Raw genomic sequence first — 25,585 nt, 5'->3', positions numbered from 1 at the left:
TCCCCGGCGCTGTTGGCCATCCGCCGCCCAGTGTAACGAGACGTAACGACATCGAACGCAGGCCAGGTTTGTGCATCAGTTATTACAAGTTTGAAATACGCGGGCGAAAGCCCTGCGTTATATTGGCTTCAACAAAACATCAAACCCGAAAGGTGAGTCCATGAAGTTCCCACGTGTTGTTGCAATGCTGCTCGGGGGCGTGGCTATCGGCGCATCGAGCGCTGCTATGGCTGGCGTGAGCGTTGGTGTCAACATCGGTATTCCGGCCCCGGTTTATGTCGCTCCGCAACCGGTCTACGCGCCGCCGCCTCCGCCGCCGGTCGTCTATCAGCCGGCTCCTGTTTATGCCGCGCCGCCGGCCATCGTCATCGGCTGGCACGGTGACCGTTACTGGGATGGCCGCCGCTACTGGGGGCGCGACGACTGGTATCGCCACCATGGCGGCTATGACGGCCCGGGCCGCGGCCACTATGATCGCGACCACGGTGGTCCTCCGGGACACTGGCACTAAGCCGCGAGGCTCGTTGCCGGCGTGATGCGCGTGACACGGCGCGCATGGCACATCAAGCGCCACGCCAAAAGAAAAGCCGCCCAGTGGGCGGCTTTTGCATTCTTGCCGTTGCGCGCGCAACGACGCGCACGCAACGCAAACAGAGGCTTACTCGAGGCCGGCCATGCCGCCGACCACGGCGTTGAAGCCCGAGTCGACGTGCATGATCTCGGCGGTCACCCCGGCTGCCAGATCGGAGAGCAGGAACGCGGCGGAATTGCCGACCTGCTCGATGGTCACGTTACGCTGCAGCGGGGCGTTGTTCTCGACAAACTCGAGAATCTTGCCAAAGCCCTTGATGCCGCTTGCGGCAAGCGTCTTGATCGGGCCGGCGGAGATGCCGTTCACGCGTACGCCTTGCGCACCGAGCGCCACCGCGAGATAACGCACGCTCGCTTCGAGTGCGGCTTTCGCGACGCCCATCGTGTTGTAGTTCGGGATGGCGCGCTCTGCGCCGAGATAGGTCAGCGTCAGCAGTGAAGCGTTCTGGGCGAGCATCGGCTTGGCGGCCTTGGCGAGCGCCGGGAAGCTGTATGCCGAAATATCGTGGGCGATGCGGAAGTTCTCGCGCGTCATGCCGTCGAGGAAGTCACCCGCGATCGCCTCGCGCGGCGCAAAGCCGATCGAGTGGACGAGGCCGTCGAGCGTATCCCAGTGCTTCTTGAGGTCCGTGAAGAGCGCTTCGATTTGCGCGTCGTCGGCCACATCGCAGGGGAACACGAGGTCGCTGCCGAATTCTTGTGCGAACTCGGTGATACGGTCCTTGAAGCGGTCGCCGACGTACGTGAACGCCAGTTCCGCGCCTTCGCGCTTGCATGCCTGCGCGATGCCGTACGCGATCGAACGGTTCGACAACAGGCCGGTCAACAGGATGCGTTTGCCAGCGAGGAAGCCCATGAATTCTCCTAAATCAGGTCAATGCGCCAGCGCCTGTGGGGGCGGCGCCGCGTGGTTTGGGTAGAATTCTCTCACAACTGACAAGCCAGCCCGGACAATTACCGATCTATGACGACAGGAACGCGAGGCAGGACGGCGCTCGGCGCGCTTGGGGCAACCGTTCCTGCGGCACGGCTCGCACTTGGCAAAAGGCTGGCGGCGATGTGTCTTGCGCTCGGATTCGGGCTGCTGGCCATGCCGGGCGCGCACGCGGTCTACGCCATTGCGCAGTACGGCGAACCCAAATATCCGCAGGGATTCGCACACTTCGACTATGTGAATCCGGATGCGCCCAAGGGTGGCACGCTCGTCCTCGCCAATCCCGACCGCCTCACGAGCTTCGACAAGTTCAACCCGTTCACGCTGCGCGGCAACGCGGCGCCGGGGCTCGGCATGCTGTTCGAGAGCCTCACGACGGGGAGCCTCGACGAAGTGGCCTCGGCCTACGGCTTGCTCGCCGACGATATCCGCATCGCGCCCGACGCGCTTTCGGTGACATTCCACATCAATCCGAAGGCGCGTTTTTCGAACGGCGATCCGGTAACGGCTGAAGACGTGAAGTTCTCGCTCGACACGCTCAAAAGCCGCCAGGCCGCGCCCTCGATGCAGGCGTATTTCAGCGAGATCACGCGCGCGGTGGTGGTCGATCCCGCGACGATCCGCTTCGAGTTCCGCAGCAATAATCGCGAGCTGCCGCTCATCGCGGGCGGCATGCCGGTGTTCTCGCACAAATGGGGTTTGCGCCCGGACGGCAGCCGCATCGCCTTCGATCAGCTCGCGTTCGAGCAACCGATCGGCAGCGGCCCGTATGTGATCGACCGCTACTCGAACGGCCGCACGATCACTTACAAACTCGACCCCAACTATTGGGGCAAGGACCTGCCGGTGCGCGTGGGCACCAACAACTTCGAGCGCGTGACCTACAAGCTCTATTCGGATGACGTGGCGCGCCTCGAGGCCTTCAAGGCGGGCGAGTACGACGCGCTCGTCGAATACGTTGCGCGCAACTGGGTGCGGCGCGATGTCGGCAAGCGCTTCGACAGCGGCGAACTGATCAAGCGCGAGTTCCCGCAGCACAACGGCACCGGCATGCAGGGCTTCGTCATGAATCTGCGCAAGCCCGTGTTCCAGGACGTGCGCGTGCGCCGTGCCCTCGATCTCGCGCTCGACTTCCCGTGGCTCAACCGCATGCTGTTCTATAGCCAGTATCGTCGCATCGACAGCTGGTTCGCGAACACGCAGCTGCAGGCAAAGGGGCTGCCATCGCCTGGCGAACTTGCCTTGCTCGAGCCGTGGCGCAAGTCGCTCGATCCCGCCGTGTTCGGGCCGCCGCCCTTGCAGCCCGATACGACCCCGCCGGGATCGCTGCGCGCGAATCTGCTCAAGGCGCGCGCGCTGCTCGCTGAAGCCGGCTGGACCTATCGCGACGGCGCGCTGCGCAACGAGAAGGGCGAGCCGTTCACGTTCGAGGTGCTCGACGACACGAGCGCTTCGGCGCAGTGGGCGCCGATCATGGCGCAATACACGCAGGCGCTCAGGCGCCTTGGCATCCAGGTGAACTATCGCTCGGTCGATTTCGCGCTCTACCAGAAGCGGCTCGACGCCTTCGACTTCGACATGACGACCATCAAGTTCCCCGACGTTCAGGTGCCGGGCGCGGAACAGGTCGACCGCTTCGGCAGCAAGGCCGCCGACGAGCCGGGTTCGGGCAATCTGCTCGGCCTGAAGTCGCCAGCCGTCGATGCGATCCTCAAGGCGCTCACGCAGGCGCAGACGCTCCAGCAACTGCTCGACGCCACGCATGCGCTCGACCGCGTGCTGATGCACGGCTACTATGTGGTGCCGCAGTGGTACAGCGCGACGCACCGTGTGGCGTTCAAGAACACGCTGGCCTATCCGGCGAAATTGCCGCTGTACTATGGCGCGAACGACTGGATCATCTCGACGTGGTGGTTCAAGCCGCAGTCCGCGCCACAGGCGGCGGGTCATTAACGACGGACACGACGGAAAGCATCGAAATCATGTGGAGCTACATCGTCAAACGCCTGCTGCTGATGATCCCGACGTTGCTCGGCGTGCTTACGCTGACCTTCGGTGTGATCCAGTTCGTGCCGGGCGGCCCCGTCGAACAGGCGGTACGCGAATTGCGGCGGGGCGCGGAGCAGGGCATGCCATTCGGCATGCGCGCGCACTCGGGCGTGGACGCGCAGCAGATCGCGCAGCTCAAGCAGCTTTACGGCTTCGACAAGCCGCCGCTGCAACGCTATTTCCTGATGCTCGGGCGCTTTGCGCGCTTCGATCTCGGGCAGAGCTATTTCCATCACCAGAGCGTGTGGTCGCTGATTATTTCCAAGCTGCCGGTTTCGATCAGTATCGGCCTCTGGACCTTCTTTCTCACGTATCTGATATCGGTGCCGTTGGGCATCGCGAAGGCGGTGCGCAACGGCTCGCGGTTCGACCTCGTGACGAGTCTCGTCGTGCTCGTCGGTTACGCGATTCCGGGCTTCGTGCTGGGCGTGCTGCTGCTCGTGCTGTTCGGCGGCGGCTCGTTCCTGCAGCTCTTCCCGCTGCGCAATCTCACGTCTGACAACTGGGACACGCTCTCGCTCGGCGGCAAGATTCTCGATTATCTCTGGCACATCACGCTGCCCGTGACGGCGTCGGTAGTGGGAAGTTTCGCCGTCACGACCATGCTGACCAAGAACGCCTTTCTCGAAGAGATCCGCCGCCAATACGTGCTGACCGCGCGCGCGAAAGGGCTCTCGGAGCGCACCGTGCTCTGGAAGCATGTATTTCGCAACGCGCTGCTGCCGCTCGTGGTGGGGTTCCCGGCGGCGTTCATCGGCGCGTTCTTCACCGGCAGCCTGCTGATCGAAACGTTGTTCTCGCTCGACGGGCTCGGTCTGCTTTCGTATGAATCCGTCGTGCGGCGCGACTATCCGGTCGTGCTCGGCACGTTGTACCTCTTCACGTTGATCGGACTGCTAACCAAACTGATTTCCGATCTGTGCTACGTGTGGGTCGATCCCCGCATCCAATTCGAACAACTGGAGCGCTGAGTTGAACCGAGTCCGCGCCGGCGCCGAGCCCGAACTGCGTACCGAGAGCGTGCGCGCCTTCAAGTCGCCCACGCCCGCCCGCCGCGTGTGGCTGCGCTTCAAGCAGCAGCGCCTCGGCTACTGGAGCCTGATCGTGTTTCTCGTCGCGTTTGCGGCGAGTCTCGCGGGTCCGCTCTGGTGCAACGACAAGCCGATCGTCGTGCGCTACGACGGGCACCTGTATTTCCCCTTGTTCAAGGACTATCCGGAAACCGCGTTCGGCGGCGATTTCCCGACGCCCGCCGACTATCTCGATCCGTATATTCGCCACCGCTTCGACGCGCCGGGCAACTTCGCGATCTATCCGCCGAACCCGTACTACTACGACACACTCAACTATTTCGCGAAAGTGCCGAACCCCGCGCCGCCGTCGCGCCAGAACTGGCTCGGCACCGACGAGAGCGGCCGCGATCTGTTTGCCCGCCTGCTCTATGGCTTTCGCGTGTCGGTGGAGTTCGCGCTCGTGCTGACTGCCATCGGCACGCTCCTCGGCGTGCTGGCGGGCGCGGTACAAGGGTACTTCGGCGGCAAGGTCGATATCTTTGGACAGCGTCTCATCGAGATCTGGAGTTCGCTCCCCGAGCTTTATCTGCTGATCATTTTCGCGGCGATCTTCGAGCCGGGCTTCGTGCTGCTGATCGTGCTGCTTTCGCTATTCGGCTGGATCGGATTGTCCGACTACGTTCGCGCCGAATTCCTGCGCAACCGCAACCAGGACTATGTGCTTGCCGCACGCGCAATGGGCCTGTCGAACTGGCAGATCATCTGGCATCACGTGCTGCCCAATAGCCTCACGCCCGTCATCACGTTCTTGCCGTTTCGCATGAGCGGCGCGATTCTCGCGCTTACCAGTCTCGACTTCCTCGGCCTTGGCGTGCCCGCACCCACGCCGAGCCTTGGCGAGCTGCTCGCGCAGGGCAAGCGCAATCTCGACGCATGGTGGATCGCGCTCTCGACTTTCGGCGTGCTCGTGGCGACGCTGCTGCTGCTCACCTTCATCGGCGACGCGCTGCGCAACGCACTCGACACGCGCATTTCCGACGCCATGAAGGCCGGAGGCAACCAGTGAGCGCCGTGCCTCAGGACAACACCGCGCCGCTCCTCTCGATCGAGCACTTGAGCGTGCGTTTCGACGAGACGCTCGCCGTCGATGACGTGACGCTCGCAATCGGGCGCGGCGAACGCGTGGCGCTCGTCGGCGAATCGGGCTCGGGTAAGACCGTCACCGCGCTCGCGGTTCTGCGCCTGCTGCAAGACGCGCAGATCAGCGGAAGCATCCGCCTCGACGGCGACGATCTGCTCGCGAAGAGCGAGCGCGCAATGCGCGGTCTGCGCGGCAACGACGTCGCGATGATCTTCCAGGAGCCGATGACGGCGCTCAATCCGCTCTACACGATCGGCGAGCAGATCGCGGAAACCATCGTGCTGCACGACGGCGTCTCGAAGAAAGCGGCCTACGAGCAGGCGGTGGGGCTGCTCGAGCGCACGGGCATTACCGAGGCACGGCGGCGCGTGTCGAGTTATCCGCATCAGCTCTCTGGCGGCCAGCGCCAGCGCGTGATGATCGCGATGGCGCTCGCGTGCCGTCCGCGCCTGTTGCTCGCTGACGAGCCGACCACGGCGCTCGATGTGACGATCCGCGGCCAGATCGTCGATCTGCTGCTCGAGTTGCAGCGCGAGGAGGCGGCACGGCGCGGCATGTCGGTCTTGCTCATCACGCACGACCTGAACCTCGTGCGCCGCTTCGCGCAACGCGTGGCCGTGATGGAGAAGGGCAGGCTCGTGGAGTCGGGCACCGTCGAGCAGATTTTCGAGGCGCCGCAACACCCGTACACGCAACGGCTCATCGCGAGCCGGCCCGAGCGCCACGTGCTGCCTGTCCTGCCGATCGCGCCGGTTCTCTTGCAGGCGAAGGACGTGATCGTCGACTTCGCAACGAAGTTGCCGGGTTTTCGCGGCTGGTGGCAAAAGGGGCGTTATCGCGCCGTGAATGACGCGAACCTTGCGGTGCGCCAGGGCGAGACGCTCGGCATCGTCGGCGAGTCCGGATCGGGCAAAACGACGCTTGCGATGGCGATGTTGGGATTGCAGCGAACGGCAGGCGGTATCGTCGAGTTCCAGGGGCGGCCGATCGCGAGTTATCGGGGGCGAGAAAGGCTGTCGTTGCGCTCGCATCTGCAGGTTGTCTTTCAGGACCCGTTCAGTTCGCTTTCTCCGCGCCAGACCATCGAGCGCATCGTCGGGGAGGGGCTCGCGCTGCATCGGCCCGATCTTTCCACCGAGGAGCGGCGCAAGCGCGTCGTCGGTGTGCTGCGCGAAGTGGGCCTCGATCGCACCGCTTTGCAACGATACCCGCACGAGTTTTCGGGCGGCCAGCGTCAGCGTATCGCCATTGCGCGTACGCTCGTGCTGGAGCCGCGCGTGATCGTGCTCGACGAACCGACCAGCGCGCTCGACGTTTCGATCCAGCAACAGGTGTTGAGATTGTTGACGGATCTGCAACGCAAGTACAACCTGGGCTACGTGTTCATCAGCCACGACCTGGAAGTGATCGGCGCGATGGCGCACCGGGTGGTGGTGATGCAGGACGGGGCGATCGTCGAGTCGGGAGAGGTCTCGAATATCTTCGATAGCCCAGCCCATCCTTACACCCGAAAATTGTTGAAAGCCGCGTTCGATCACTAGGCTTTGGCGGAACTTTAGGGTGAATTTCGGTGAAATTCACCAATGAGGTGAATGTCGCGATTGAATTTTTCTATTTGTTTTGACACACAAATACTTACTGGCTAGTATCGTCCAAACTTTTCTACTAACTCCCTGATTTACGGGCAATTTCTACCGACCAATGCAGCACCGATACTTGACCCAGGCTTGCACGCGCGTCGTCGCCGGGATGTTCATCGGCGTACTGATGGCCGCAGCTCCCGGCGCGTTCGCCGACGAAGTAAGCAGCTTTAACCAGAATGCCTCATTTTCGCCGAGCAATTCGGCGAATCCGCAGTCCATCCCCGCAGTGCAGAGCGCACTCCAGAATGCCAACCAGGCGACCCCGGCAGCGGCTCCGGCCCCGACCGAAGGCGGCGCCAAGGCGTTTCTTTCCGGCATGGCCGGCAAAGCGGGCGACGTGGTTGTCGGCGCACTCAATATGATTGGCGTGCGTTACCGCTGGGGCGGCAACACACCTGACTCCGGCCTTGACTGCAGCGGCTTCGTGCGCTACGTGTTCCAGGACACGCTCGGCATGTCGCTCCCGCGTCGCGCCGAGGAAATGAGCCGCGTGGGTGAGAAGGTCAGCATGAGCAACCTGAAGCCAGGCGACCTCGTGTTCTTCAACACGATGCGCCGCACGTTCTCGCACGTGGGCATCTACATCGGTGACAACAAGTTCGTGCATTCGCCGTCCACCGGCAGCACGATCCGTGTCGACGACCTTGATGACGGCTACTGGGAAAAGCGCTTCACGGGTGCACGCCGTATCGAAACGTCGTTCACGCCGGACCAGCAGCAAAGCCTCAAGCGCGTGAGCGCGCAGTTCAACGCCAACGGCGGCAACTGATCGAGGTTTTGTAGCGAACAAAAAGCCTGCTTCTTGCGAAGCAGGCTTTTTGTGTTTGTGCGCCCGCTGGGAGGGCGCACAGGTCTAGCGATCAGGCCGTCAGGCGCGCCGCGGCGAGCTTGCGCTCGAGTTCGGGCATGATGCGCGCCGCCGCTTCTTCGCCCGCGAGGATCGCCGCGTTGCGCTGCGTGAAGTCGCTGCTCGACATCGCGTTGAGGTTCGGGCGGATCACGACGTCGGCGTACTTGTCGAGCTCGTAGGTCTTGATCGTCTGGCCCATGATCGTGAAGGTCTGCATCAGCACGTCGAACTGGCTCAATGTCGAGGCCGTTTCCGGACGCGCGGAGATGTCCACGGCGATCACGAAGTCGGCGCCCATCCGGCGTGCGAACGAGGCCGGCACCGGACTCACGAGGCCACCGTCCACGTATTCATGGCCCGCAATCTTCACGGGCTCGAAAATCGACGGAATGCTGCAGGACGCACGCACTGCGATGCCCGTGTTGCCGCGTTGGAACAGGATGGGCTGGCCCGTGCGCAGGTCGGTCGCGACGACGCCGAGCGGCTTCGCCATCTTCTCGATGGGGCGGTCATGCAGCGTGGTGTTCAGATAGTTCTGGAGCGCCACGCCTTGCAGGAGGCCGCGCGTGCGAAACGGCATCGCCCAGTCGCTGATCGAGGCTTCGTCCATCGTCAGCGCGAGCTTGTTGAGCGCGAAACCGTTCATACCCGACGCGTAGAGCGCCGCGACGACCGAGCCTGCACTCGTGCCGACAACGAAGTCGACCTGCACGTTGCGCGCCTCGAGCCCCTTGATCACGCCGATATGCGCGAAGCCGCGCGCCGCGCCGCCGCCGAGCGCGAGGCCCACGCGAATCGGGCGCGTCGGCCTGGCGACTGGCGGCAGGGGCGCGGTGGTGACGGGCGGCGGGACGCTCGCCGTTTGCGTGCCCGTGGTCGTGCAGGCGGCAAGGACGGTGGAGGCGGCCGCAAGCGAAAAGTGCCGGCGGCTCAACGAGGGCGATGACTGCTTCAAGAAGGTTCTCCATGCGGTCCGCGTGCGTGTCCGGCAAGGAACGACGCGGTACCCCGGTCTGCTCGCGCGGGCGGCCGAGTATCTGTATTTGCGCGCGCGACGCCGCATCGTGGTGGCGGCGCGCCGACATCATAAGGCAAAGCGCGGCCGGTTTAGCAGGCGTGCATGTAACGCGATGTGTCCGCGATGTGACGGCAGATGACAACGCGGTCGACGGTTTGCGAGCGCGCGGACGCATACATCAGAGAAGCGGCGTGCCCGCGCGCGCTGCGGGCCTCGCCCCCAGGCCGAAGCGGTGCATGGCGGGTATAATCCCGTCTCTAATTTTCCGGATTCCCGTTCGTGTGCGCGAGGCTGCGCGCGCCCCGGCGCTCCCGCGCTAGCCGCGCGGGCCGAACGCGCCGCGAACCCTGGCTGTCCGCCGCCGTCGCTGCTTCTATCGCCAGCGACGCGCTCCGGATGGCATCGCCTTCGAGTAATCGACCATGACTACCTCTGTCGTCCGTACCCGCTTCGCGCCGAGCCCGACCGGCTTCATCCACCTCGGCAACATCCGTTCCGCGCTTTATCCGTGGGCGTTCGCGCGCCACAATAAGGGCGTCTTCGTGCTGCGGATCGAAGACACCGACCTCGAGCGTTCGACGTCGGAATCGGTCGATGCGATCCTCGAAGGCATGGAATGGCTCGGCCTGAATTTCGACGAAGGTCCGTTCTACCAGATGCAGCGCATGGACCGTTATCGCGAAGTGCTCAAAGAGATGCAGGAGCAGGGGCTCGTGTACCCGTGCTACATGTCGACGGAAGAGCTCGATGCGCTGCGCGAGCGCCAGCGCGCGGCAGGCGAAAAGCCGCGCTACGACGGCACGTGGCGCCCGGAGCCGGGCAAGGTGCTGCCCACCCCGCCGGAAGGCGTTGAGCCGGTGCTGCGCTTTCGCAACCCGCTCACGGGCGTGGTGGCATGGGACGACGCCGTCAAGGGCCGCGTGGAGATCTCGAACGAAGAGCTCGACGACCTCGTGATCGCGCGCCCGGACGGCACGCCGACCTACAACTTCTGCGTGGTCGTGGACGACCTCGACATGAAGATCACGCACGTGATCCGCGGCGACGACCACGTGAACAACACGCCGCGCCAGATCAACATCCTGCGCGCGCTCGGCGGCGAGCCGCCGGTCTACGCGCACCTGCCTACCGTGCTCAACGAGCAGGGCGAAAAGATGAGCAAGCGCCACGGCGCGATGAGCGTGATCGGTTATCGCGACGTAGGCTATCTGCCCGAAGCGGTGCTCAACTATCTCGCGCGCCTGGGCTGGTCGCACGGCGACGCCGAAGTGTTCACGTGCGAGCAGTTCGTGGAGTGGTTCGATCTCGAGCATCTCGGCAAGTCGCCCGCGCAGTACGACCACAACAAGCTCAACTGGCTCAACAACCACTACCTGAAGGAAGTGGACAACGCGCGTCTTGCCGAGCTTTCGAAGCCGTTCTTCGCTGCGCTCGGCGTGGACGAAGCGGCGCTCGCCAAGGGGCCGTCGCTCGAAGGCGTGGTCGCGCTTTTCAAGGACCGTGCGAACACGATCAAGGAGATCGCCGAGAGCGCGATGATGTTCTATCGCGAGCCGCAGCCGGAAGCCGAAGCGCTCGCACAGCACATCACGGAAGCCGTGCGCCCCGCGCTCGCCGATCTCGCCGTCGCGCTCAAGGGCGCGGAGTGGACGAAGGAGGGTGTCTCGGCCGCGCTCAAGGCCACGCTCGCCACGCACAAGCTCAAGATGCCGCAGCTCGCAATGCCGGCCCGCTTGCTCGTGGCAGGGACGACGCACACGCCGTCGGTCGATGCGGTGCTCGTGCTGTTTGGCCGCGATGCGGTGGTGAGCCGCATCGAGAAGGGTATTTCGGCTGCAAAGTAAAAATTTTGAAGAATTTTTCGCCCGGACCCTAGCGGCCGGGCGGCAGTTCTTGTAGTATTCGGGCTCCGTTGAATACGGAGCGCGAGAGAGCGGCAAATAAGCAGCAAATCTCACGCAAAGAGCCGCAGAATCGGGCAACGATGTTTCAAGGAAACCTCGAAGCGCTTCAAAAAACGATTCAAAAGCTCTTGACGAAAGCGAAATTGATGTTTAAAATCTCGCTTCTGTTCTGCAAGGGGGTATAGCTCAGCTGGGAGAGCGCTTGCATGGCATGCAAGAGGTCAGCGGTTCGATCCCGCTTACCTCCACCAACAGAACAAGTAGTAAGCAGTAGAGTGTGGTAAAGGCATTATCTGAAAAGATCATGTCCCCTTCGTCTAGAGGCCTAGGACATCACCCTTTCACGGTGAGTACAGGGGTTCGAATCCCCTAGGGGACGCCAGACATGAGCGTCGTCAATGAGATTGGCGAAGCATCAGGTGGAAATCAACCGACATCCACCTGACTGTGTCGAACTGGAGCGGTAGTTCAGTCGGTTAGAATACCGGCCTGTCACGCCGGGGGTCGCGGGTTCGAGTCCCGTCCGCTCCGCCAGATCGAGCCCGTTCAGAAACTGTGAGCGGGCTTTTTAGTTAAAGTGACGATTACAGGCGAAAGCCCGTGTTGTCCCCTTCGTCTAGAGGCCTAGGACATCACCCTTTCACGGTGAGTACAGGGGTTCGAATCCCCTAGGGGACGCCAAATCAATATGCGGCGCCAAAGAGTAATGTGGCGACGCCGCCAGCGGGAATCGACCGACGCCCGCCGGTGTGAGCAGTAAGCTGGAGCGGTAGTTCAGTCGGTTAGAATACCGGCCTGTCACGCCGGGGGTCGCGGGTTCGAGTCCCGTCCGCTCCGCCAGATTCAAAGCTGTTCCGCAGTTGCTTCGGTGATTGCGAACTGCTGAAGTTCAAAGGTGTAAGTCAACGCTTATACCCGTGTTGTCCCCTTCGTCTAGAGGCCTAGGACATCACCCTTTCACGGTGAGTACAGGGGTTCGAATCCCCTAGGGGACGCCAAATCAAAATGCGGCGCCAAAGAGTAATGCGGCGACGCCGCCAGCGGGAATCGACCGACGCCCGCCGGTGAGCAGCAAGCTGGAGCGGTAGTTCAGTCGGTTAGAATACCGGCCTGTCACGCCGGGGGTCGCGGGTTCGAGTCCCGTCCGCTCCGCCAGAACGAAGCCCGTTGGATACGTCCAACGGGCTTTTTCTTTTTCCGCAGACGGTTTCTTCCCCATCCTCTCCCCAGGCGTCATTTCGTTTGCTGTACGGACAATCTGCGATTGCCGACGGCCGCGCGTTATCGTAGCGTTGTCGAAATCTGGTTTCCCCGCTTGCCGACATGTTCGCACCGAACGACATTGCGTCGCCGTTTCAGCTGCGCCGCGCCACCATGGACGATTTCGAGTTCGCGGAGACGCTCACGCGCAACAACATGGGTGGCTACTACCTGCGGCATCACCTCGTCTGGCGCGGTGATCTCTTTCTGGCGAGCTATCGCGAGTCGGAGAATTTCATCCTCGAACTCGACGGCGAGGCCATTGGCGTGCTGCGCGTGACGCAGGAGGGCGACTCGCTGCACATTCGCGACGTGCAGATCGCTCAGGGGTATCGCGGCAATGGTGCCGGCACGTTCTTGCTCGACATCTCACACCAATGGGCCCGCGAGCGCGGCCTGCGCGAGCTGCAACTGCGCGTGTTCGTCGATAATCCGGCCGCGCGTCTCTATCTGCGCATGGGCTATCGCGTGGCGGGTCCGAGGCTTGCGCGCCTCGGCTCGATTCGCCACATGACGCGGCTCGTCTGAACCTGGCCAGTCCCTCACTCAACCCACGTTGTCGTCGCGCACGGCGGCCACGGAATCTTCGGGTTCGTCCTCGTCGCGATCGCCCGTGCCCCGCGCGATGAAGGCACGCGGACTCTCGCCGAAGGCGCGGCGAAACATCGCCGAAAACGCACTCTGGCTCTGATACCCGAGTTCCTGTGCCACGACGGCCATTGGGCGTCCTTGATTGAGCAGCGGGATCGCGCGCGCGAGAATCGCCTGCTGGCGCCACTGCGAAAAGCTCACCCCAAGTTCCTGGCGAAAGAGCCGCGCGATCGTGCGTGTGCTCGCGCCCACGTGTGCGGCCCAGTATTCGAGCGAGCTGGGTCCCGCCGGGTCGGCAATCAGCGCTTCGCATAGCGCGCGCAGGCGCTTTTCCTCAGGCATCGGCACGGCGAGCGGCAGCGGCGCCGAGCGGGTGATCTCGTCGAGCGCCAGCGCGCCGAGCAGGCGCTCGCGCGCGGTGGGGATGCCGCGCTCGTCGAGTGCCGCGATCGTCTCGCGCAGGAGGCCCGAGACTTCGACCACGCGGCACGCGTCGAGGCCGGGCGGAATCACCGATTCGTCTACGTAGAGCGTGCGCAGGAACGCGTCCTCGACGATCGCCACTTCGTGCGTGATGTGAGGCGGCACCCAGATCGCGCGCGAGGGCGGCACCATCCACGTCGTGCCGGGCGTTGCCATGCGCAGCACGCCGCGCGACGAGTAGGCGAGCTGCGCCCACGCATGCGTGTGCTGGGCGATGCACACACCGGCCGGCATGGGCCGCGAGCGCACGCGGATAGGATGCGTGGGTGTCGGCGCGAACTCGGGCGGGATATCGACGAGTTCGGCGCGCGGCTGCGCCACGTTGCGTGCGTCGCTGGCTGTGAAGTGGGGCAGATCCTCGGGCATGACGGGCAGGGCGGCGGGTTCGCCGTCGAGTTTTGCGACGGGTTTGGCAAGTAGCGCACCCATTGTAGACGTCTCGCGCCCGAGGGCTTGGGCCGCACGTATTTATGGCCGTGCATAATGTGGGCGAATCGACAGCGCGCTCGTGTGGCGCGAGCCGCCCTGAAGGAGAGAAAAGCCATGAAATACGTGTTCGTCTACGGCACGCTGCGCGCGGGCGAGATCAACGACATCAACCTCGCGGCGGATCGCAACGCGATCGCACGCCCACGTCACCTCGGGCTTACCACGCTCGCCGGCCGGCTCTTCGACTTCGGCAGCTACCCTGGAATGGTGGCCGGGTCGCCCGATGCGCAATCGACGGTCGTCGGCGACGTCTACGAGATCGACGACGCGCTCCTCGCCGTGCTCGACGAAATCGAGCAGGTTTATCCGGGTGTCGACAATCTGTTCGTTTCGCAGGAAGTGGATATCGAGGTGCAGGGCGAACGCATCGCTTGCCTCTACTATCCGGTTGCGTCGGCCGCCATTGCAGGACGCCCCGAGATCGCAGGCGGCGACTGGGTCGCGCATCGGCGCGCGCGCTGATCGTTCAAGACACGGCGCATGCAAACACGAAGGCCCGACGGGTTCACACCCGCCGGGCCTTTTTCATCGGCTAGTCGTTAGACGTACCGAACGATTAGATCTCTTCGTACAGCGGCAGCGTCAGGAACTCGACGAAGTTTTCCGACGTCGACATCTGCTCGAAGATCTGCGCGGCGCGCTCGTACGGCTTTGTGTCGCCGCCGACCGACGCCTTCACCTTGTCCAGTTCCTGAGGGATCAGTTCGCGCACGAGTTCGGCCGTGACCTTGCGGCCGTCTTCGAGCTTGCCCTTGGGCGAGCGGATCCACTGCCACACCTGAGAGCGCGAGATTTCGGCGGTCGCGGCGTCTTCCATCAGGTTGTGGATCGGCACGCAGCCATTGCCCGCGAGCCACGAGCCGAGGTAGTGGATGCCCACGTTGATGTTGTTGCGCAGGCCCGTCTCGGTGATCGGCGCTTCCGGACGGAAGTCGAGCAGATCCTTGCCGGCGACGTTGACGTCTGCGCGCTGCTTGCTGATCTGGTTCGGCTTGTCGCCGAGCACCTTCACGAACTCTTCCATCGCGATGGGCACGAGGCCCGGGTGGGCAACCCAGCCGCCGTCGTAGCCATCCGTCGCGTCACGCGCCTTGTCCGAGCGCACGCCGCCCATGGCCTTGTCGTTCGCGGCCGCGTCGTTCTTGATCGGGATGAGTGCGCTCATGCCGCCGATCGCCGGTGCGTTGCGCTTGTGGCAGGTCTTGAGCAGTTCGAGCGCGTAGGCGCGCATGAACGGCACGGTCATCGTGATCTGCGCGCGGTCGGCAAGACAGAAGTCCTTGTCGTTCTTGAACTTCTTGATCGCCGAGAAGATATAGTCCCAGCGGCCGGCGTTCAGGCCCGAGCTGTGCTCGCGCAGTTCATAGAGGATTTCGTCCATCTCGAACGCGGCGAGGATCGTCTCGACCAGCACCGTCGCGCGGATCGTGCCGCGCGGGATGCCCACGCCTTCCTGCGCCGCGACGAAGATGTCGTTCCACAGGCGCGCTTCGAGGTGGCTTTCCATCTTCGGCAGATAGAAGTACGGGCCGCTGCCGCGCGAGATCAGTTCCTTCGCGTTGTGGAAGAGGTAGAGCGCGAAATCGAAGATGCCTCCCGACACGCGCTGACCGTCTACCGTCACGTGCTTTTCGTCGAGGTGCCAGCCGCGCGGGCGCACGATCAACGTGGCGGTCTTGTCGTTGAGCTTGTAGGTCTTGCCGTTCTGTTCCAGCGAGATCGTGCGGCGCACTGCGTCCTTGAGGTTGAGCTGGCCGACGATCTGGTTTTCCCAGTTCGGCGAGTTCGAGTCCTCGAAGTCGGTCATGTACGAGTCCGCGCCCGAGTTCAGCGCGTTGATGATCATCTTGCGCTCGACCGGGCCCGTGATTTCCACACGGCGGCATTCGAGATCCTTCGGCAGCGCTGCGATCTTCCAGTCGCCTTCGCGGATCGATTTCGTGTCGGCAAGAAAGTCGGGGCGCTCGCCGGCGTCGAGGCGCTTCGTGCGCTCGACGCGTGCCTTCAGCAGTTCCTGGCGGCGCGGCTCGAACGCGCGGTGCAGCTTCGCGACGAGTTCGAGCGCTTCGGGCGTGAGGATCGTTTCGAAGCCGGGCTGGATGTCAGCTGTGATCTGCATGCCTTGCGGCAGTTGCAACGTGTTCGCCATTTTCTTGCTCCTTGGTCGGTCAGATTGTGAATGTGTGGTTGTTGTGGCTGCGGCGAGCGGCTCGTCCGTCACGCGCCCGGGCTGGGGCGAGGGCGGCTTTGCCTCTCGGGAGCAGCGGTTTCGAGAAAGGCGGCGAGTTCTGTCATGCCGCCGCCGGTGCCATGCGGCGCCACGCCGAGCTCTTCGGCGGGCAAGCGCTGGCGGTTGATCCAGAACGTGGTGTAGCCGAACCAGCCGGCGCCCGCAGCGTCCCAGCCGTTCGACGACACGAACACCAGCTCGCGCGGTGCGGCGTCGAAGGCGGCCGTGCCGAGCGAATATGAGGCGGCGGCCGGCTTGTAGGCGCGCACGGCATCGATCGAAAGCACGTGGTCGAAGAGACCGCTCATGCCGGCGCTCTTCACCGCGATGTCGAGCATCTGCGGGTTGCCGTTCGAGAGGATCGCAAGGCCCATGCGCGTGCCGTCTTCGCGTGGCTCACGCAGGCGGCGCAGCACGGGGAGCACGTCGGGGAAAGCCGACAGGCACGCGTATTCGTCCATGAGACGCTTTTCGCCCGCGCCCGTGAGCGACAGGTTCAGGCGGCGCGCGGCGTAACGCAGGGCGTCGAGCGTGATGTCCCAGAACGGGCGGTAGCGTGCGCCGGCCGGGTCGGAGAGCGTGCGCAGCTGCGTGTACTCGATCTGCTTGAGGCGCCACAGCTGCGAGAGCGCTTCGCCCTGGCCGGGGAACATCTGCTCGGCGGCAGCGACGACCGAATGCACGTCGAAAAGCGTGCCGTACGCGTCGAAGATCACTGCCTTGGGAAAACGTGTCGTTGAGGGTGTCGTTGTGGCCGACATAGCCTTGCACTCCATCTTCAGAGGTCGAGGTCGATTGTATTCATGAGTCGTATCACTGAAAAAGGCGGGATTGATCACTTGATCTTTTACTTTTACCCACCTAATCTGTCGGTCTGTCTTCTCTTTTCCACTGTTTCTGTCGCCCAGTGCGCGCCGTGCCAGCCGATGGACCGCTTCAAACAAATCGAGACCTTCGTCACCGTGGCCGCCAAGGGCAGCCTTTCCGCCGCCGCCCAAGCCGAGGGCGTGGCGCCCGCCATCATCGGCCGGCGCATCGATGCGCTCGAAGAGCGCCTCGGCGTGAAGCTGCTCGTGCGCACCACGCGGCGCATTACGCTCACGTTCGAAGGATCGGCGTTCCTCGAGGACTGCCAGCGCATCATTCACGACATGCAGAATGCCGAGGCGAGTGTGTCGGAGGGCGGCGTGAAGGCGAGCGGGCACCTGCGCGTGTCCGCTCCGGCAGGTTTTGGGCGTCGCCATGTCGCGCCGCTCGTGCCCGATTTCACGGTCGCGCATCCGGACGTGAGCATCGCGCTCGATCTTTCGGATCGGCTCGTCGATCTCGTCAACGAAGGCTTCGACTGCGCCGTGCGCCTGGGCGAATTGCCCGATTCGTCCCTCGTGTCGCTCAAGCTCGGTGAAAACCGGCGCGTGTGCGTGGCTGCGCCCGCGTATCTGTCGCGCCGCGGCGAGCCCGAAACGCCCGCCGACCTCGCGCGCCATAACTGCCTCGCCTTCGGCGCGAGTTTGAATCAGCAGCGCGGCTGGGCATTCCAGCAGGACGGCAAACTGGTGTCGATCCGCGTAGCGGGCACGATGGAGTGCTCGGACGGCGCGGTGCTGCATGAGTGGTGTCTCGCGGGCCACGGTCTGGCGTGGCGCTCGTGGTGGGAAGTCGGCGAGGACATCGCGGCGGGCCGGCTCGTGACCGTGCTCGACGCTTTCGCCGCGCCGCCCATCGGCATTCACGCCGTGTTTCCGCAGCGCCGCCATTTGCCGCTGCGCGTGCGCCTCTTTCTCGACTATCTCAAGCATACCTACGGTCAACCCGGTTACTGGGGATAGGGCGCAGTGCGTGTTTCCGATATCCGGGATGACCCGCACGCATGGCTTGCAGCGATTTATCGCGCACTACAATCGACCTGAGGGCCCAGGCGCTCGCCCGCGCGAGACGCCTGCTGAGTCTTTGCCCCGCGTTTCGAACCTTGACTTTGATCCTAGCCTTGCCCGTAATCCGATAGACCACGGAGGGCGCCATGTTCAAGCACATCCTCGTTCCGACGGACGGCTCGGAACTGTCGAAGAAAGCGATCAACGGCGCGATCGATCTCGCGCGCACAGTGGGCGCGCGCGTCACGGCCTACGCATGCCTGCCGCAATATCCGTACTCGCCTTACGCCGATGTGGTGATCGAGCCGCCCGGCGACTTCCAGACGCGCAGTGAGCGAGAGGCGCGAGTGCATCTGGACGAAATCGAGGCGGCGGCGCGCAGCGCTGGCGTGGTCTGCGACAGCCGGACGAGCGTGCATCCATCGCCGTATCTCGGCATCATCGAAGCCGCCGAGTCGGGCGGCTGCGATGTCATCTTCATGGCCTCGCACGGGCGTCGCGGGCTCGGCAGCCTGCTGATCGGCAGCGAGACGCAGCGCGTGCTTACCCATACGAAAATTCCGGTGATCGTGTATCGCTAGCCCCTCGCGCGCCAGGGTGACACGCGGCGATCGAGGCGGGCGCTTTCCTGCGGATTTGCGATGAAGCACAAGGCCATGCCCGCCCGGTGCGTTGGCTGGGCGAGCCACGGGCCGGATTCTGTCCAGCACGCGCGGCCTGTGTCCTCTACCGCTTCCTCCCTGAACGTCCTGCGGCATGCGCTCGTGCCGCGCCGGCAGGCGGCCGGCGCGCCCCGCCAAGGTACGCGTGCCGGCTGCCTGTTCGAGCGCGACGGCTCGCGCCGCCGTTGCTGCCGGTGGTCTTACGCCACCTTCTTGTCGAAGAACTGTTCGTCTTCCGTCGAACCGTGCAGCGCCGTGGTGGAGGCTTCGCGCTCGACCGTCTGCGTCACGGCGTCGAAGTAACCGGTGCCCACTTCGCGCTGGTGCTTCACGGCGGTGAAGCCCTTCTCGGCGGCGGCGAACTCGGCCTGCTGGAGTTCCACGAACGCGCTCATGTTCTGGCGTGCATAGCCGTGCGCGAGGTTGAACATCGAGTAGTTGAGCGAGTGGAAGCCTGCGAGCGTGATGAACTGGAACTTGTAGCCCATCGCGCCCAGCTCGCGCTGGAACCTGGCGATCGTCGCGTCGTCGAGGTTCTTCTTCCAGTTGAACGATGGCGAGCAGTTGTACGAGAGCAGCTTGCCCGGGAACTGCTTGTGGATTGCTTCCGCGAACTTCTTCGCGAACTCCAGATCCGGCTTGCCCGTTTCGCACCAGATCATGTCGGCGTACGGCGCGTAGGCGAGACCGCGCGAGATGGCCTGCTCCAGGCCGTTCTTCGTACGGAAGAAGCCTTCCACGGTGCGCTCGCCGGTGAGGAACGGGCGGTCGTTGTCGTCGATGTCCGAGGTCACGAGGTCGGCGGCTTCCGCGTCCGTACGGGCGAGCAGCACGGTCGGCACGCCGCAGACGTCGGCGGCCAGTCGCGCGGCCGTGAGCTTCGCGATGTTCTCGCGCGTCGGCACCAGCACCTTGCCGCCCATGTGGCCGCACTTCTTCACCGAGGCGAGCTGGTCTTCGAAGTGCACGCCTGCGGCGCCCGCTTCGATCATCGCCTTCATCAGTTCGAACGCGTTGAGCACGCCGCCGAAGCCGGCTTCAGCGTCGGCCACGATCGGCTGGAAGTAATCGACATAGCCTTCGTCGCCGGGGTTCTTGCCTTCGGACCACTGGATCTGGTCGGCGCGCGTGAGCGTGTTGTTGATGCGCTTGACGACCTGCGGCACCGAGTTGGCCGGGTAGAGCGACTGGTCCGGGTACATTTCGCCGGCGAGGTTGGCGTCGCCCGCGACCTGCCAGCCCGAGAGATAGATCGCTTTGAGACCGGCCTTCACTTGCTGCATGGCCTGATTGCCCGTGAGCGCGCCCAGTGCGTTGATGAACGGCTCGGTGTTCACGCCTTTCCAGAGCTTTTCTGCGCCGTGCTTCGCGAGCGTGTGCTCCGGCTGGATCGAGCCGCGCAGGCGCACCACGTCGTCAGCGGTGTAGTTGCGCTTGATGCCCTCCCAGCGCGGATCGGTTTCCCATTGCTGTTGGAGTTGCTGAGCTTGCTGTTGACGGGTCGACATGGTGTGCTCCTTCGTTTGCCTGATAAGTGGATCGCTGAAACGAAACCGCTGAACCGATGGATGTCTCGAAACGAAAGCGCCGGGTTTTGCGTTTGAGCGTTTCGTTTCGCGAACTCTTATATAAGAGTCTAGGCAAATCGATCGACCGGCAACAGGCGAGCAATGGGCTTTTTCCAGGTTTTTTATTTAAATAAAATCAATGTGTTATGCAATTTGTTTTGAGATGTGAAACGCTATTTTCCATCTTGCAATTGGTCCCTTTGTGCCACGCAGCACGATTTTTTACGAAGCAAAAAAATTTTTCGTATTGTGAAATCTGCGCGGAGATAAAAAAAGACCGGTGCCTGAGCACCGGTCCTGGGTATTTCGCTGCAGCGGCGGGGCGGCTCGAAAGCCGCGCCGCGCGCCGTTTTGAACGTATTTAGCTGTCGCGACGTGCGCCACGCGGGCCGTCGTTACGGCGCGCGCCGTAACCGCCACCGCCTTCGCGCGAGCGGCCGTAGCCTTCGCGTTGCTGGCCGTAGCCGCCGCGGTTGCCTTCGCCGCCGCGGTTGCCGCCGCCGAAGCCGCCTTCACGCGAACCCGAGTTGTAGCCGCCTTCGCGGGCACCGTAGCCGCCGCGCGAGCCTTCCGGCTTGTTGCCCCAGCTGTTGCCGTTGCGATCGCCGCCGTTGCCGCCGTTGCCGCCACGGGCGCCGTAGCCACCGGGCTTGCCGTTACCGTTGCCGAAGCGACGGCCACCGCCATTGCCGCCACCCGGACGGCCGCGGCCGCCAAAGCCACGGTTGGCCGGCGGCGCCTTGCGCGGCTCGAAGCCTTCCACGACGTTCACCGGCAGCGGCGAGCGCACGAAGCGCTCGATACGCTTGAGCGCGCCTTGTTCGGCGTGATGCACGAGGCTCACTGCCGTGCCCGAGCGGCCTGCACGGCCGGTACGGCCGATACGGTGCACGTAGTCTTCAGCGAACTTCGGCAGGTCGTAGTTGAACACGTGCGTGATGCCGGGGATGTCGATACCGCGTGCCGCGACGTCCGTCGCGACGAGCACGCGCACACGACGCTCGCGCAGCGCACGGATCGTGCGGTTACGCGCGCCTTGCGGCAGGTCGCCGTGCAGCGCGGCGCTTTCGAAGCCGGCGTCGGCGAGCTTGCCGGCGAGCTGGTCGGCGTCCATCTTGGTGGCCGTGAACACGACGGCCTGGTCGAGGCTTTCGTCACGCAGCAGGTGGTCGAGCAGACGATCCTTGTGATCGCGGTCGTCGACGTAGTGCACGGTCTGCGCGATGTTCGAGTTCGCTTCGACCTTGCGCACGATCTCGATACGCTCCGGGTCCTTCAGCAGGCGGCCAGTGATCGAAGCGATCTTGCCGTCGAGCGTGGCCGAGAACAGCATCGTCTGACGCGTTTCGGGCGTGGCGGCGACGATCGTGTCGATGTCGTCGATGAAGCCCATGTCGAGCATGCGGTCGGCTTCGTCGAGCACGAGCATCTTGAGTTCGGACAGGTCGATGCGGCCGCGCTCGAGGTGATCGAGCAGACGGCCCGGGGTCGCCACGAGAATCTCGGGGTTCTTCGCGAGCAGCATCAGCTGCTGGCCGTAAGCCACGCCGCCGAGAATGCTGACCGTGCGCAGGCGGCGCAGGTGCTTGCCGTACGTCGAAGCAGCCGTGGTCACCTGCATCGCGAGTTCACGCGTAGGCGTGAGGACGAGGAGACCGGGGCGTGCCACGGGTTGCGGACGGCGTTGGCGGCGATCAGCTTGCTGGCCGTTTGCGCCTTGCGGGCGCGGCTCGCGCGGCTGCGCGGCCTGGGCCTTCTGGAGCTGCGCGAAGCGCTCGATGGCGGGCAGCATGAACGCTGCGGTTTTGCCCGAACCGGTCGGGCTCGAGACCAGCAGGTCACGGCCGGCGATGGCGACAGGAATGGCGCGTTCCTGCACCGGCGTCGGAGCCTTGTAGCCCGCTGCGATCAGCGCGGAGACGATCTCCGGCGACAGACCGAGTGCCGCGAACGCCGCACCGTCGGTAGCATCGCCGGCCTGCGCGGGGGCTTCAACGGAAGCGTCGGCGGCGGCGGAATGACCGAGGGCCTGATCGGCGATTGCGTCCAGGGGGCTTTGGGTATTGCTCGAAGTCATGAAAATCCTTGTTACACAGGAAATAGAACGTCGGCGCCAATCGGCATACCCAAGTAGTCGGATTTTGCGAACAAATCGAAAAACGGGGGCAATCCGCCCACAATGGCGGATTTTTCGTTAGAAGCTGTTTTGGGTGCGGCTCAGGCCGGGATTGGCCAGCCGCCAGCCTGATATTGACGGCCCGAAAAACAGGGCCATGGCAGGGGGGGACAGGTTCTAAACTGGATTGGAGCTTAACGCTACGTGGCGTTGTGCTGATCGAACGAGCGACCGGAGCGCAACGCAGCACGCAGTATATCTCGTTTTGTTGCGGCGCGCCAGAGCGACGCACCGCGAGGGCACGGGTGCGGCAGGGTGACGCAGTGGGCGGGGCGCCTCAACGCGTCACGCGCGCCTTGTCAGTTGCGCGGGTTCAGCTCGTGGCGCCGCTCTTGAGCGATTCGACGAGTTCGACGTATTGCTGCCTCGCCGTTTCCTGCGTGGTGCCTTGCAGCGCGGCCCACGCTTCGTACTTGTACTTGTACTTGCCGACGATATCGGTGAAGCCGGGCTTGTCGCCGTGCACGTCGCCTTCGGTGGCCTGCTTGAAGAGTGCATAGAGGCGCAGCAGCGTCAGATTGCCGGGACGCTCCGGCAGCTGCTGCACGTCTTGCTGGGCTTGGGCGAACTGGGTGTTCACGTCGCTCATCGTTGTTTCCTCCGCATAGTGGTTCAGGTCAGCGCGCCGATGGTAGCAGCGCAAACCGCGGAAAAGCTGGAGCGATTCCTCCATTTGCGCCGGGCACGGATGAGCCCAAAGCGGCCATGAAGCCCGCGCATCCGCCAGTTGGCGAGAGCCGTGGGCCCGCGGGAGGGGCGGGGCATTACAATAGCGCTCATGACCGAAACCGTGCTGCTTGCCCTCGATACTTCGACCGAATATTGCTCGGTCGCGCTGCTTTGCGTCGCCCCTGGCGGCGCAGATCGTTCTCCCTCCACTGGCGGCGAGACCACCCCCGCATCGCGCTCCGAAGTCAGCGTCTGGGTTCGCCACGAAGCCACGGGCGCCGTCTCCAGCACGCGGCTGCTGCCCGCCATTGGCGAATTGTTCGACGAAGCCGGCCTCACGCTCGCCGACTGCGACGCGATTGCATTCGGCGCGGGCCCGGGCTCCTTCACGGGGCTGCGCACGGCGACGGGCGTGGCCCAGGGCCTCGCGTTCGGCCTCGATATCCCGGTGGTGCCGGTCGGCACGCTGCTCGTGTGCGCCGAGAGCGCGCGGCTGCGCGATCCCGCCGCGACCCGCGTGCTGGCCGCGCTCGACGCGCGCATGGACGAAGCCTACTGGGCCGACTACGAGTGGGATGCCGCAGCCGGCGACTGGCGCACGCTGCAGGCCGCATCGCTCGATTCGCCCGAGCATATCGCCGCGCCCGATACACCGTTCACGCTGGCGGGCAACGCCGCCGCCGCGTTTGGCGCGCGCCTGACGGCCGCCGCCACCGCGCGCACGATCGACGCCGAGGCGCTCCCACATGCGCTGCCGCTGGCGCACGCGGCGTTGCGCGCGTACCGCGCGGGCCGCACCCAACCCGCCGACCAGGCCGCGCCCGAATACGTGCGCAACAAGGTCGCGCAGACCACGGCCGAGCGCCTGGCCGCGAAGGCCGCCGCTCACGGTGGCGCAGGCGGAGAGGGCGCGCAATGAGCGGCGTGCTCATGACCGACCGCTACCTGTCGCCGATGACCGAAAGCGACCTGGACGAAGTCGCAATCGTCGAGCGTTCCGCTTATGAGTTTCCGTGGTCGCGCGGCAACTTCGAGGACTCGCTGCGCAACGGCTACTACGGGCTGTGCATGCGCCACGTCACCGGCACGCTGATCGGCTATTGCGTGCTGATGCCCGTGGTCGACGAGATGCATCTGCTGAATCTGTGTGTCGCGCCTCAGGCGCAGGGGGCGGGCGCGGGGCTCGCCATGCTGCGCGAGGCGGTGCGTATTGCGCGCACGCAGGGTCTCGAAGGCTTGCTGCTCGAAGTTCGGCCTTCGAATCACCGGGCAATCCGGCTCTACGAACAGTTCGGCTTCGTCACGATCGGCCGTCGCAAGAACTACTATCCGGCCCGGCATCACAGCCGCGAGGACGCACTCGTGATGCGTTTTTCTTTTGCAGGGGAGGGCGCGGATGTCGCTCGATGAGATCGCGCTGGAGGAGCTTGGGCTCGCACCGCGCTGGGTGCGCAAAGCCGCGCGAGGCGCAGCGCCGCTCGAAGCGGCTCGCGAAGATGAGGCCGTTGCGCCGTCGTCCGCGGTGACGCTCGCCGAAGCCGAAGCCGAAGCCGAAGCGCCGGTGGTGTCGGTGGTCGCGGTCGTGCAATCGACGCGTCCGGTCGCTGCGCCGCAGCCACATGAAGCACAACCGGCAGCCGCGGAGCACTCGCAACCGCCGCAGCCCGTCGCGCGTGCCGCTTCGCCGTCGAAGCCCGCTTCGCATTCATCCGACGAACCGCCGCCCCTCACCGACGAAGATTTCGCGTGGTTCGACTCGGTGGCTCAGCCGGTGCCGCCACACGATGCCGAGCCGGCCGAGGCTGGCGGCGCACCGCGCAACGATGTCGCGACGCTCGACTGGGACGCGCTCGCCGAACGCGTGGCCTCGTGCACGCGCTGCCGTCTATGCGAGAAGCGCACCAACACCGTGTTCGGCGTGGGGGATCGCGAGGCCGACTGGATGTTGATCGGCGAGGCGCCCGGCGAGAACGAAGACCGCCAGGGCGAGCCCTTCGTCGGCCAGGCCGGCAAGCTGCTCGACAACATGCTGCGCGCGCTCTCGCTCGCCCGTGGCGAGAACGTCTATATCGCGAACGTCATCAAGTGCCGGCCGCCTGGCAACCGCAATCCGGAGCCCGACGAGGTCGCGCGCTGCGAGCCGTATCTGCAGCGTCAGGTGGCGCTCGTGAAGCCGAAGATCATCGTCGCGCTCGGGCGTTTCGCGGCTCAGAGCCTGCTCAAGACCGATGGCAGCATCGCATCGCTGCGCGGACGCGTCCACGAGTACGAGGGCGTGCCCGTCATCGTCACCTATCACCCCGCTTATTTGCTGCGCAGCCTGCACGACAAGGCGAAGGCCTGGACCGACCTCTGTCTCGCTCGCGACACCTGGCGTGCGGCCTCCGGCGGCGAGCGATGAACGCCGCGCGGCCCGCGCACGTATCCGGCGCCAAATGTG

Annotated in this window: 22 protein-coding genes and 7 tRNA genes; 21 read left to right on the top strand and 8 right to left on the bottom strand. The window is 64.5% G+C overall.

From position 1 onward, the window contains the following. The first annotated feature begins 160 nt into the window (after positions 1-160). The gene (locus tag E1N52_RS06710; RefSeq protein WP_133181350.1) at positions 161-511 is read left to right on the top strand and encodes a hypothetical protein; all 351 of its coding nucleotides are present in this window, start codon (positions 161-163) and stop codon (positions 509-511) included. Positions 512-658: 147 nt separating this feature from the next. On the opposite strand, the gene fabI is transcribed toward E1N52_RS06710, so the two are convergent. Further along, a complete protein-coding gene (gene fabI / locus E1N52_RS06705) occupies positions 659-1,447 on the bottom strand; it encodes an enoyl-ACP reductase FabI (RefSeq protein WP_133181348.1) in 789 nt (262 codons plus the stop codon). A 108-nt stretch (positions 1,448-1,555) separates the two neighbouring features. On the opposite strand from fabI, the gene E1N52_RS06700 reads away from it, so the two are divergent. The 5 genes from E1N52_RS06700 (at position 1,556) to E1N52_RS06680 (ending at position 8,140) form a co-directional block, all read left to right on the top strand. Next, on the top strand, positions 1,556-3,478 hold the full coding sequence (locus E1N52_RS06700) for an extracellular solute-binding protein (RefSeq protein ID WP_133181347.1): 1,923 nt from the start codon (positions 1,556-1,558) through the stop codon (positions 3,476-3,478). A 29-nt stretch (positions 3,479-3,507) separates the two neighbouring features. Further along, complete coding sequence (locus E1N52_RS06695; RefSeq protein WP_028204101.1) at positions 3,508-4,545, top strand: microcin C ABC transporter permease YejB; 1,038 nt, start codon at positions 3,508-3,510, stop codon at positions 4,543-4,545. A gap of 1 nt (position 4,546) precedes the next feature. After that, complete coding sequence (locus tag E1N52_RS06690; protein WP_425468014.1) at positions 4,547-5,653, top strand: ABC transporter permease; 1,107 nt, start codon at positions 4,547-4,549, stop codon at positions 5,651-5,653. Further along, positions 5,650-7,269 (top strand): ABC transporter ATP-binding protein, encoded by a 1,620-nt coding sequence (locus E1N52_RS06685; RefSeq protein ID WP_246088980.1) that lies wholly within the window; start codon positions 5,650-5,652, stop codon positions 7,267-7,269. The genes E1N52_RS06690 and E1N52_RS06685 overlap by 4 nt, the downstream gene beginning before the upstream one ends. A 160-nt stretch (positions 7,270-7,429) precedes the next feature. Further along, positions 7,430-8,140, top strand: a complete 711-nt coding sequence (locus tag E1N52_RS06680; RefSeq protein ID WP_133181343.1) for a C40 family peptidase — start codon at positions 7,430-7,432, stop codon at positions 8,138-8,140. Between the two features lie 91 nt (positions 8,141-8,231). On the opposite strand, the gene E1N52_RS06675 is transcribed toward E1N52_RS06680, so the two are convergent. Beyond that, positions 8,232-9,176 carry a patatin-like phospholipase family protein gene (locus E1N52_RS06675; protein ID WP_246088979.1) on the bottom strand — a complete coding sequence of 315 codons (945 nt, stop codon included), beginning with the start codon at positions 9,174-9,176 and terminating at the stop codon, positions 8,232-8,234. Positions 9,177-9,661: 485 nt separating this feature from the next. Between E1N52_RS06675 and gltX the strand changes: the two genes are divergently transcribed. The 9 genes from gltX to E1N52_RS06630 all read left to right on the top strand — a co-directional run bounded on the left by gltX (position 9,662) and on the right by E1N52_RS06630 (position 12,931). Then, a complete protein-coding gene (gene gltX / locus E1N52_RS06670) occupies positions 9,662-11,083 on the top strand; it encodes a glutamate--tRNA ligase (RefSeq protein WP_133181339.1) in 1,422 nt (473 codons plus the stop codon). A gap of 235 nt (positions 11,084-11,318) precedes the next feature. Then, positions 11,319-11,394 (top strand) — tRNA-Ala (locus E1N52_RS06665). A 55-nt stretch (positions 11,395-11,449) separates the two neighbouring features. Then, positions 11,450-11,525, top strand: a tRNA-Glu gene (locus E1N52_RS06660). Between the two features lie 75 nt (positions 11,526-11,600). Continuing rightward, positions 11,601-11,677 (top strand) — tRNA-Asp (locus tag E1N52_RS06655). A gap of 71 nt (positions 11,678-11,748) precedes the next feature. Further along, a tRNA-Glu gene (locus E1N52_RS06650) sits at positions 11,749-11,824 on the top strand. 82 nt (positions 11,825-11,906) lie between these two features. Then, positions 11,907-11,983, top strand: a tRNA-Asp gene (locus tag E1N52_RS06645). Between the two features lie 82 nt (positions 11,984-12,065). Further along, positions 12,066-12,141 (top strand) — tRNA-Glu (locus E1N52_RS06640). 80 nt (positions 12,142-12,221) lie between these two features. Beyond that, positions 12,222-12,298, top strand: a tRNA-Asp gene (locus E1N52_RS06635). A gap of 168 nt (positions 12,299-12,466) precedes the next feature. After that, positions 12,467-12,931, top strand: a complete 465-nt coding sequence (locus E1N52_RS06630; protein WP_133181337.1) for a GNAT family N-acetyltransferase — start codon at positions 12,467-12,469, stop codon at positions 12,929-12,931. 18 nt (positions 12,932-12,949) lie between these two features. Here the strand turns inward: E1N52_RS06630 and E1N52_RS06625 are convergent, their stop codons facing one another. Then, a complete protein-coding gene (locus E1N52_RS06625; protein ID WP_133181683.1) occupies positions 12,950-13,843 on the bottom strand; it encodes an AraC family transcriptional regulator in 894 nt (297 codons plus the stop codon). A 177-nt stretch (positions 13,844-14,020) separates the two neighbouring features. On the opposite strand from E1N52_RS06625, the gene E1N52_RS06620 reads away from it, so the two are divergent. After that, positions 14,021-14,428 carry a gamma-glutamylcyclotransferase family protein gene (locus E1N52_RS06620; protein WP_133181335.1) on the top strand — a complete coding sequence of 136 codons (408 nt, stop codon included), beginning with the start codon at positions 14,021-14,023 and terminating at the stop codon, positions 14,426-14,428. 94 nt (positions 14,429-14,522) lie between these two features. On the opposite strand, the gene aceB is transcribed toward E1N52_RS06620, so the two are convergent. After that, a complete protein-coding gene (gene aceB / locus E1N52_RS06615) occupies positions 14,523-16,115 on the bottom strand; it encodes a malate synthase A (protein WP_133181333.1) in 1,593 nt (530 codons plus the stop codon). A 68-nt stretch (positions 16,116-16,183) separates the two neighbouring features. Then, positions 16,184-16,957, bottom strand: coding sequence for a haloacid dehalogenase type II (locus E1N52_RS06610; protein WP_133181331.1), 774 nt, complete (start codon positions 16,955-16,957; stop codon positions 16,184-16,186). A gap of 165 nt (positions 16,958-17,122) precedes the next feature. Between E1N52_RS06610 and E1N52_RS06605 the strand changes: the two genes are divergently transcribed. Then, positions 17,123-18,025 carry a LysR family transcriptional regulator gene (locus E1N52_RS06605; RefSeq protein WP_133181329.1) on the top strand — a complete coding sequence of 301 codons (903 nt, stop codon included), beginning with the start codon at positions 17,123-17,125 and terminating at the stop codon, positions 18,023-18,025. A gap of 191 nt (positions 18,026-18,216) precedes the next feature. Beyond that, complete coding sequence (locus E1N52_RS06600) at positions 18,217-18,651, top strand: universal stress protein (RefSeq protein ID WP_133181328.1); 435 nt, start codon at positions 18,217-18,219, stop codon at positions 18,649-18,651. A 281-nt stretch (positions 18,652-18,932) separates the two neighbouring features. Here the strand turns inward: E1N52_RS06600 and aceA are convergent, their stop codons facing one another. The 3 genes from aceA to E1N52_RS06585 all read right to left on the bottom strand — a co-directional run bounded on the left by aceA (position 18,933) and on the right by E1N52_RS06585 (position 23,065). Continuing rightward, entirely contained in the window at positions 18,933-20,240 is a 1,308-nt protein-coding gene (gene aceA, locus E1N52_RS06595) for an isocitrate lyase (protein WP_133181326.1), read from the bottom strand. Between the two features lie 421 nt (positions 20,241-20,661). Further along, positions 20,662-22,377 (bottom strand): DEAD/DEAH box helicase, encoded by a 1,716-nt coding sequence (locus E1N52_RS06590; RefSeq protein ID WP_133181324.1) that lies wholly within the window; start codon positions 22,375-22,377, stop codon positions 20,662-20,664. Between the two features lie 412 nt (positions 22,378-22,789). Continuing rightward, positions 22,790-23,065 carry an acyl-CoA-binding protein gene (locus E1N52_RS06585; RefSeq protein ID WP_133181322.1) on the bottom strand — a complete coding sequence of 92 codons (276 nt, stop codon included), beginning with the start codon at positions 23,063-23,065 and terminating at the stop codon, positions 22,790-22,792. A gap of 189 nt (positions 23,066-23,254) precedes the next feature. Between E1N52_RS06585 and tsaB the strand changes: the two genes are divergently transcribed. The 3 genes from tsaB to E1N52_RS06570 are packed head-to-tail and all read left to right on the top strand — an operon-like array spanning position 23,255 to position 25,546. Next, entirely contained in the window at positions 23,255-24,064 is an 810-nt protein-coding gene (gene tsaB / locus E1N52_RS06580; protein ID WP_133181320.1) for a tRNA (adenosine(37)-N6)-threonylcarbamoyltransferase complex dimerization subunit type 1 TsaB, read from the top strand. Beyond that, complete coding sequence (gene rimI, locus E1N52_RS06575; RefSeq protein WP_069265597.1) at positions 24,061-24,555, top strand: ribosomal protein S18-alanine N-acetyltransferase; 495 nt, start codon at positions 24,061-24,063, stop codon at positions 24,553-24,555. Before tsaB ends, rimI begins: the two co-directional genes overlap by 4 nt. Continuing rightward, positions 24,542-25,546: a uracil-DNA glycosylase gene (locus E1N52_RS06570; RefSeq protein WP_133181318.1), complete on the top strand. Its 1,005-nt coding sequence runs from the start codon at positions 24,542-24,544 to the stop codon at positions 25,544-25,546. The genes rimI and E1N52_RS06570 overlap by 14 nt, the downstream gene beginning before the upstream one ends. Positions 25,547-25,585: the final 39 nt, after the last annotated feature.

The sequence above is a fragment of the Paraburkholderia guartelaensis genome (genome assembly GCF_004353905.1).
In the GTDB taxonomy this organism is placed as follows: domain Bacteria; phylum Pseudomonadota; class Gammaproteobacteria; order Burkholderiales; family Burkholderiaceae; genus Paraburkholderia; species Paraburkholderia guartelaensis.
The sequence above is the reverse complement of the archived record's forward strand: the minus strand, read 5'-3'. Positions and strand labels throughout refer to the sequence as shown.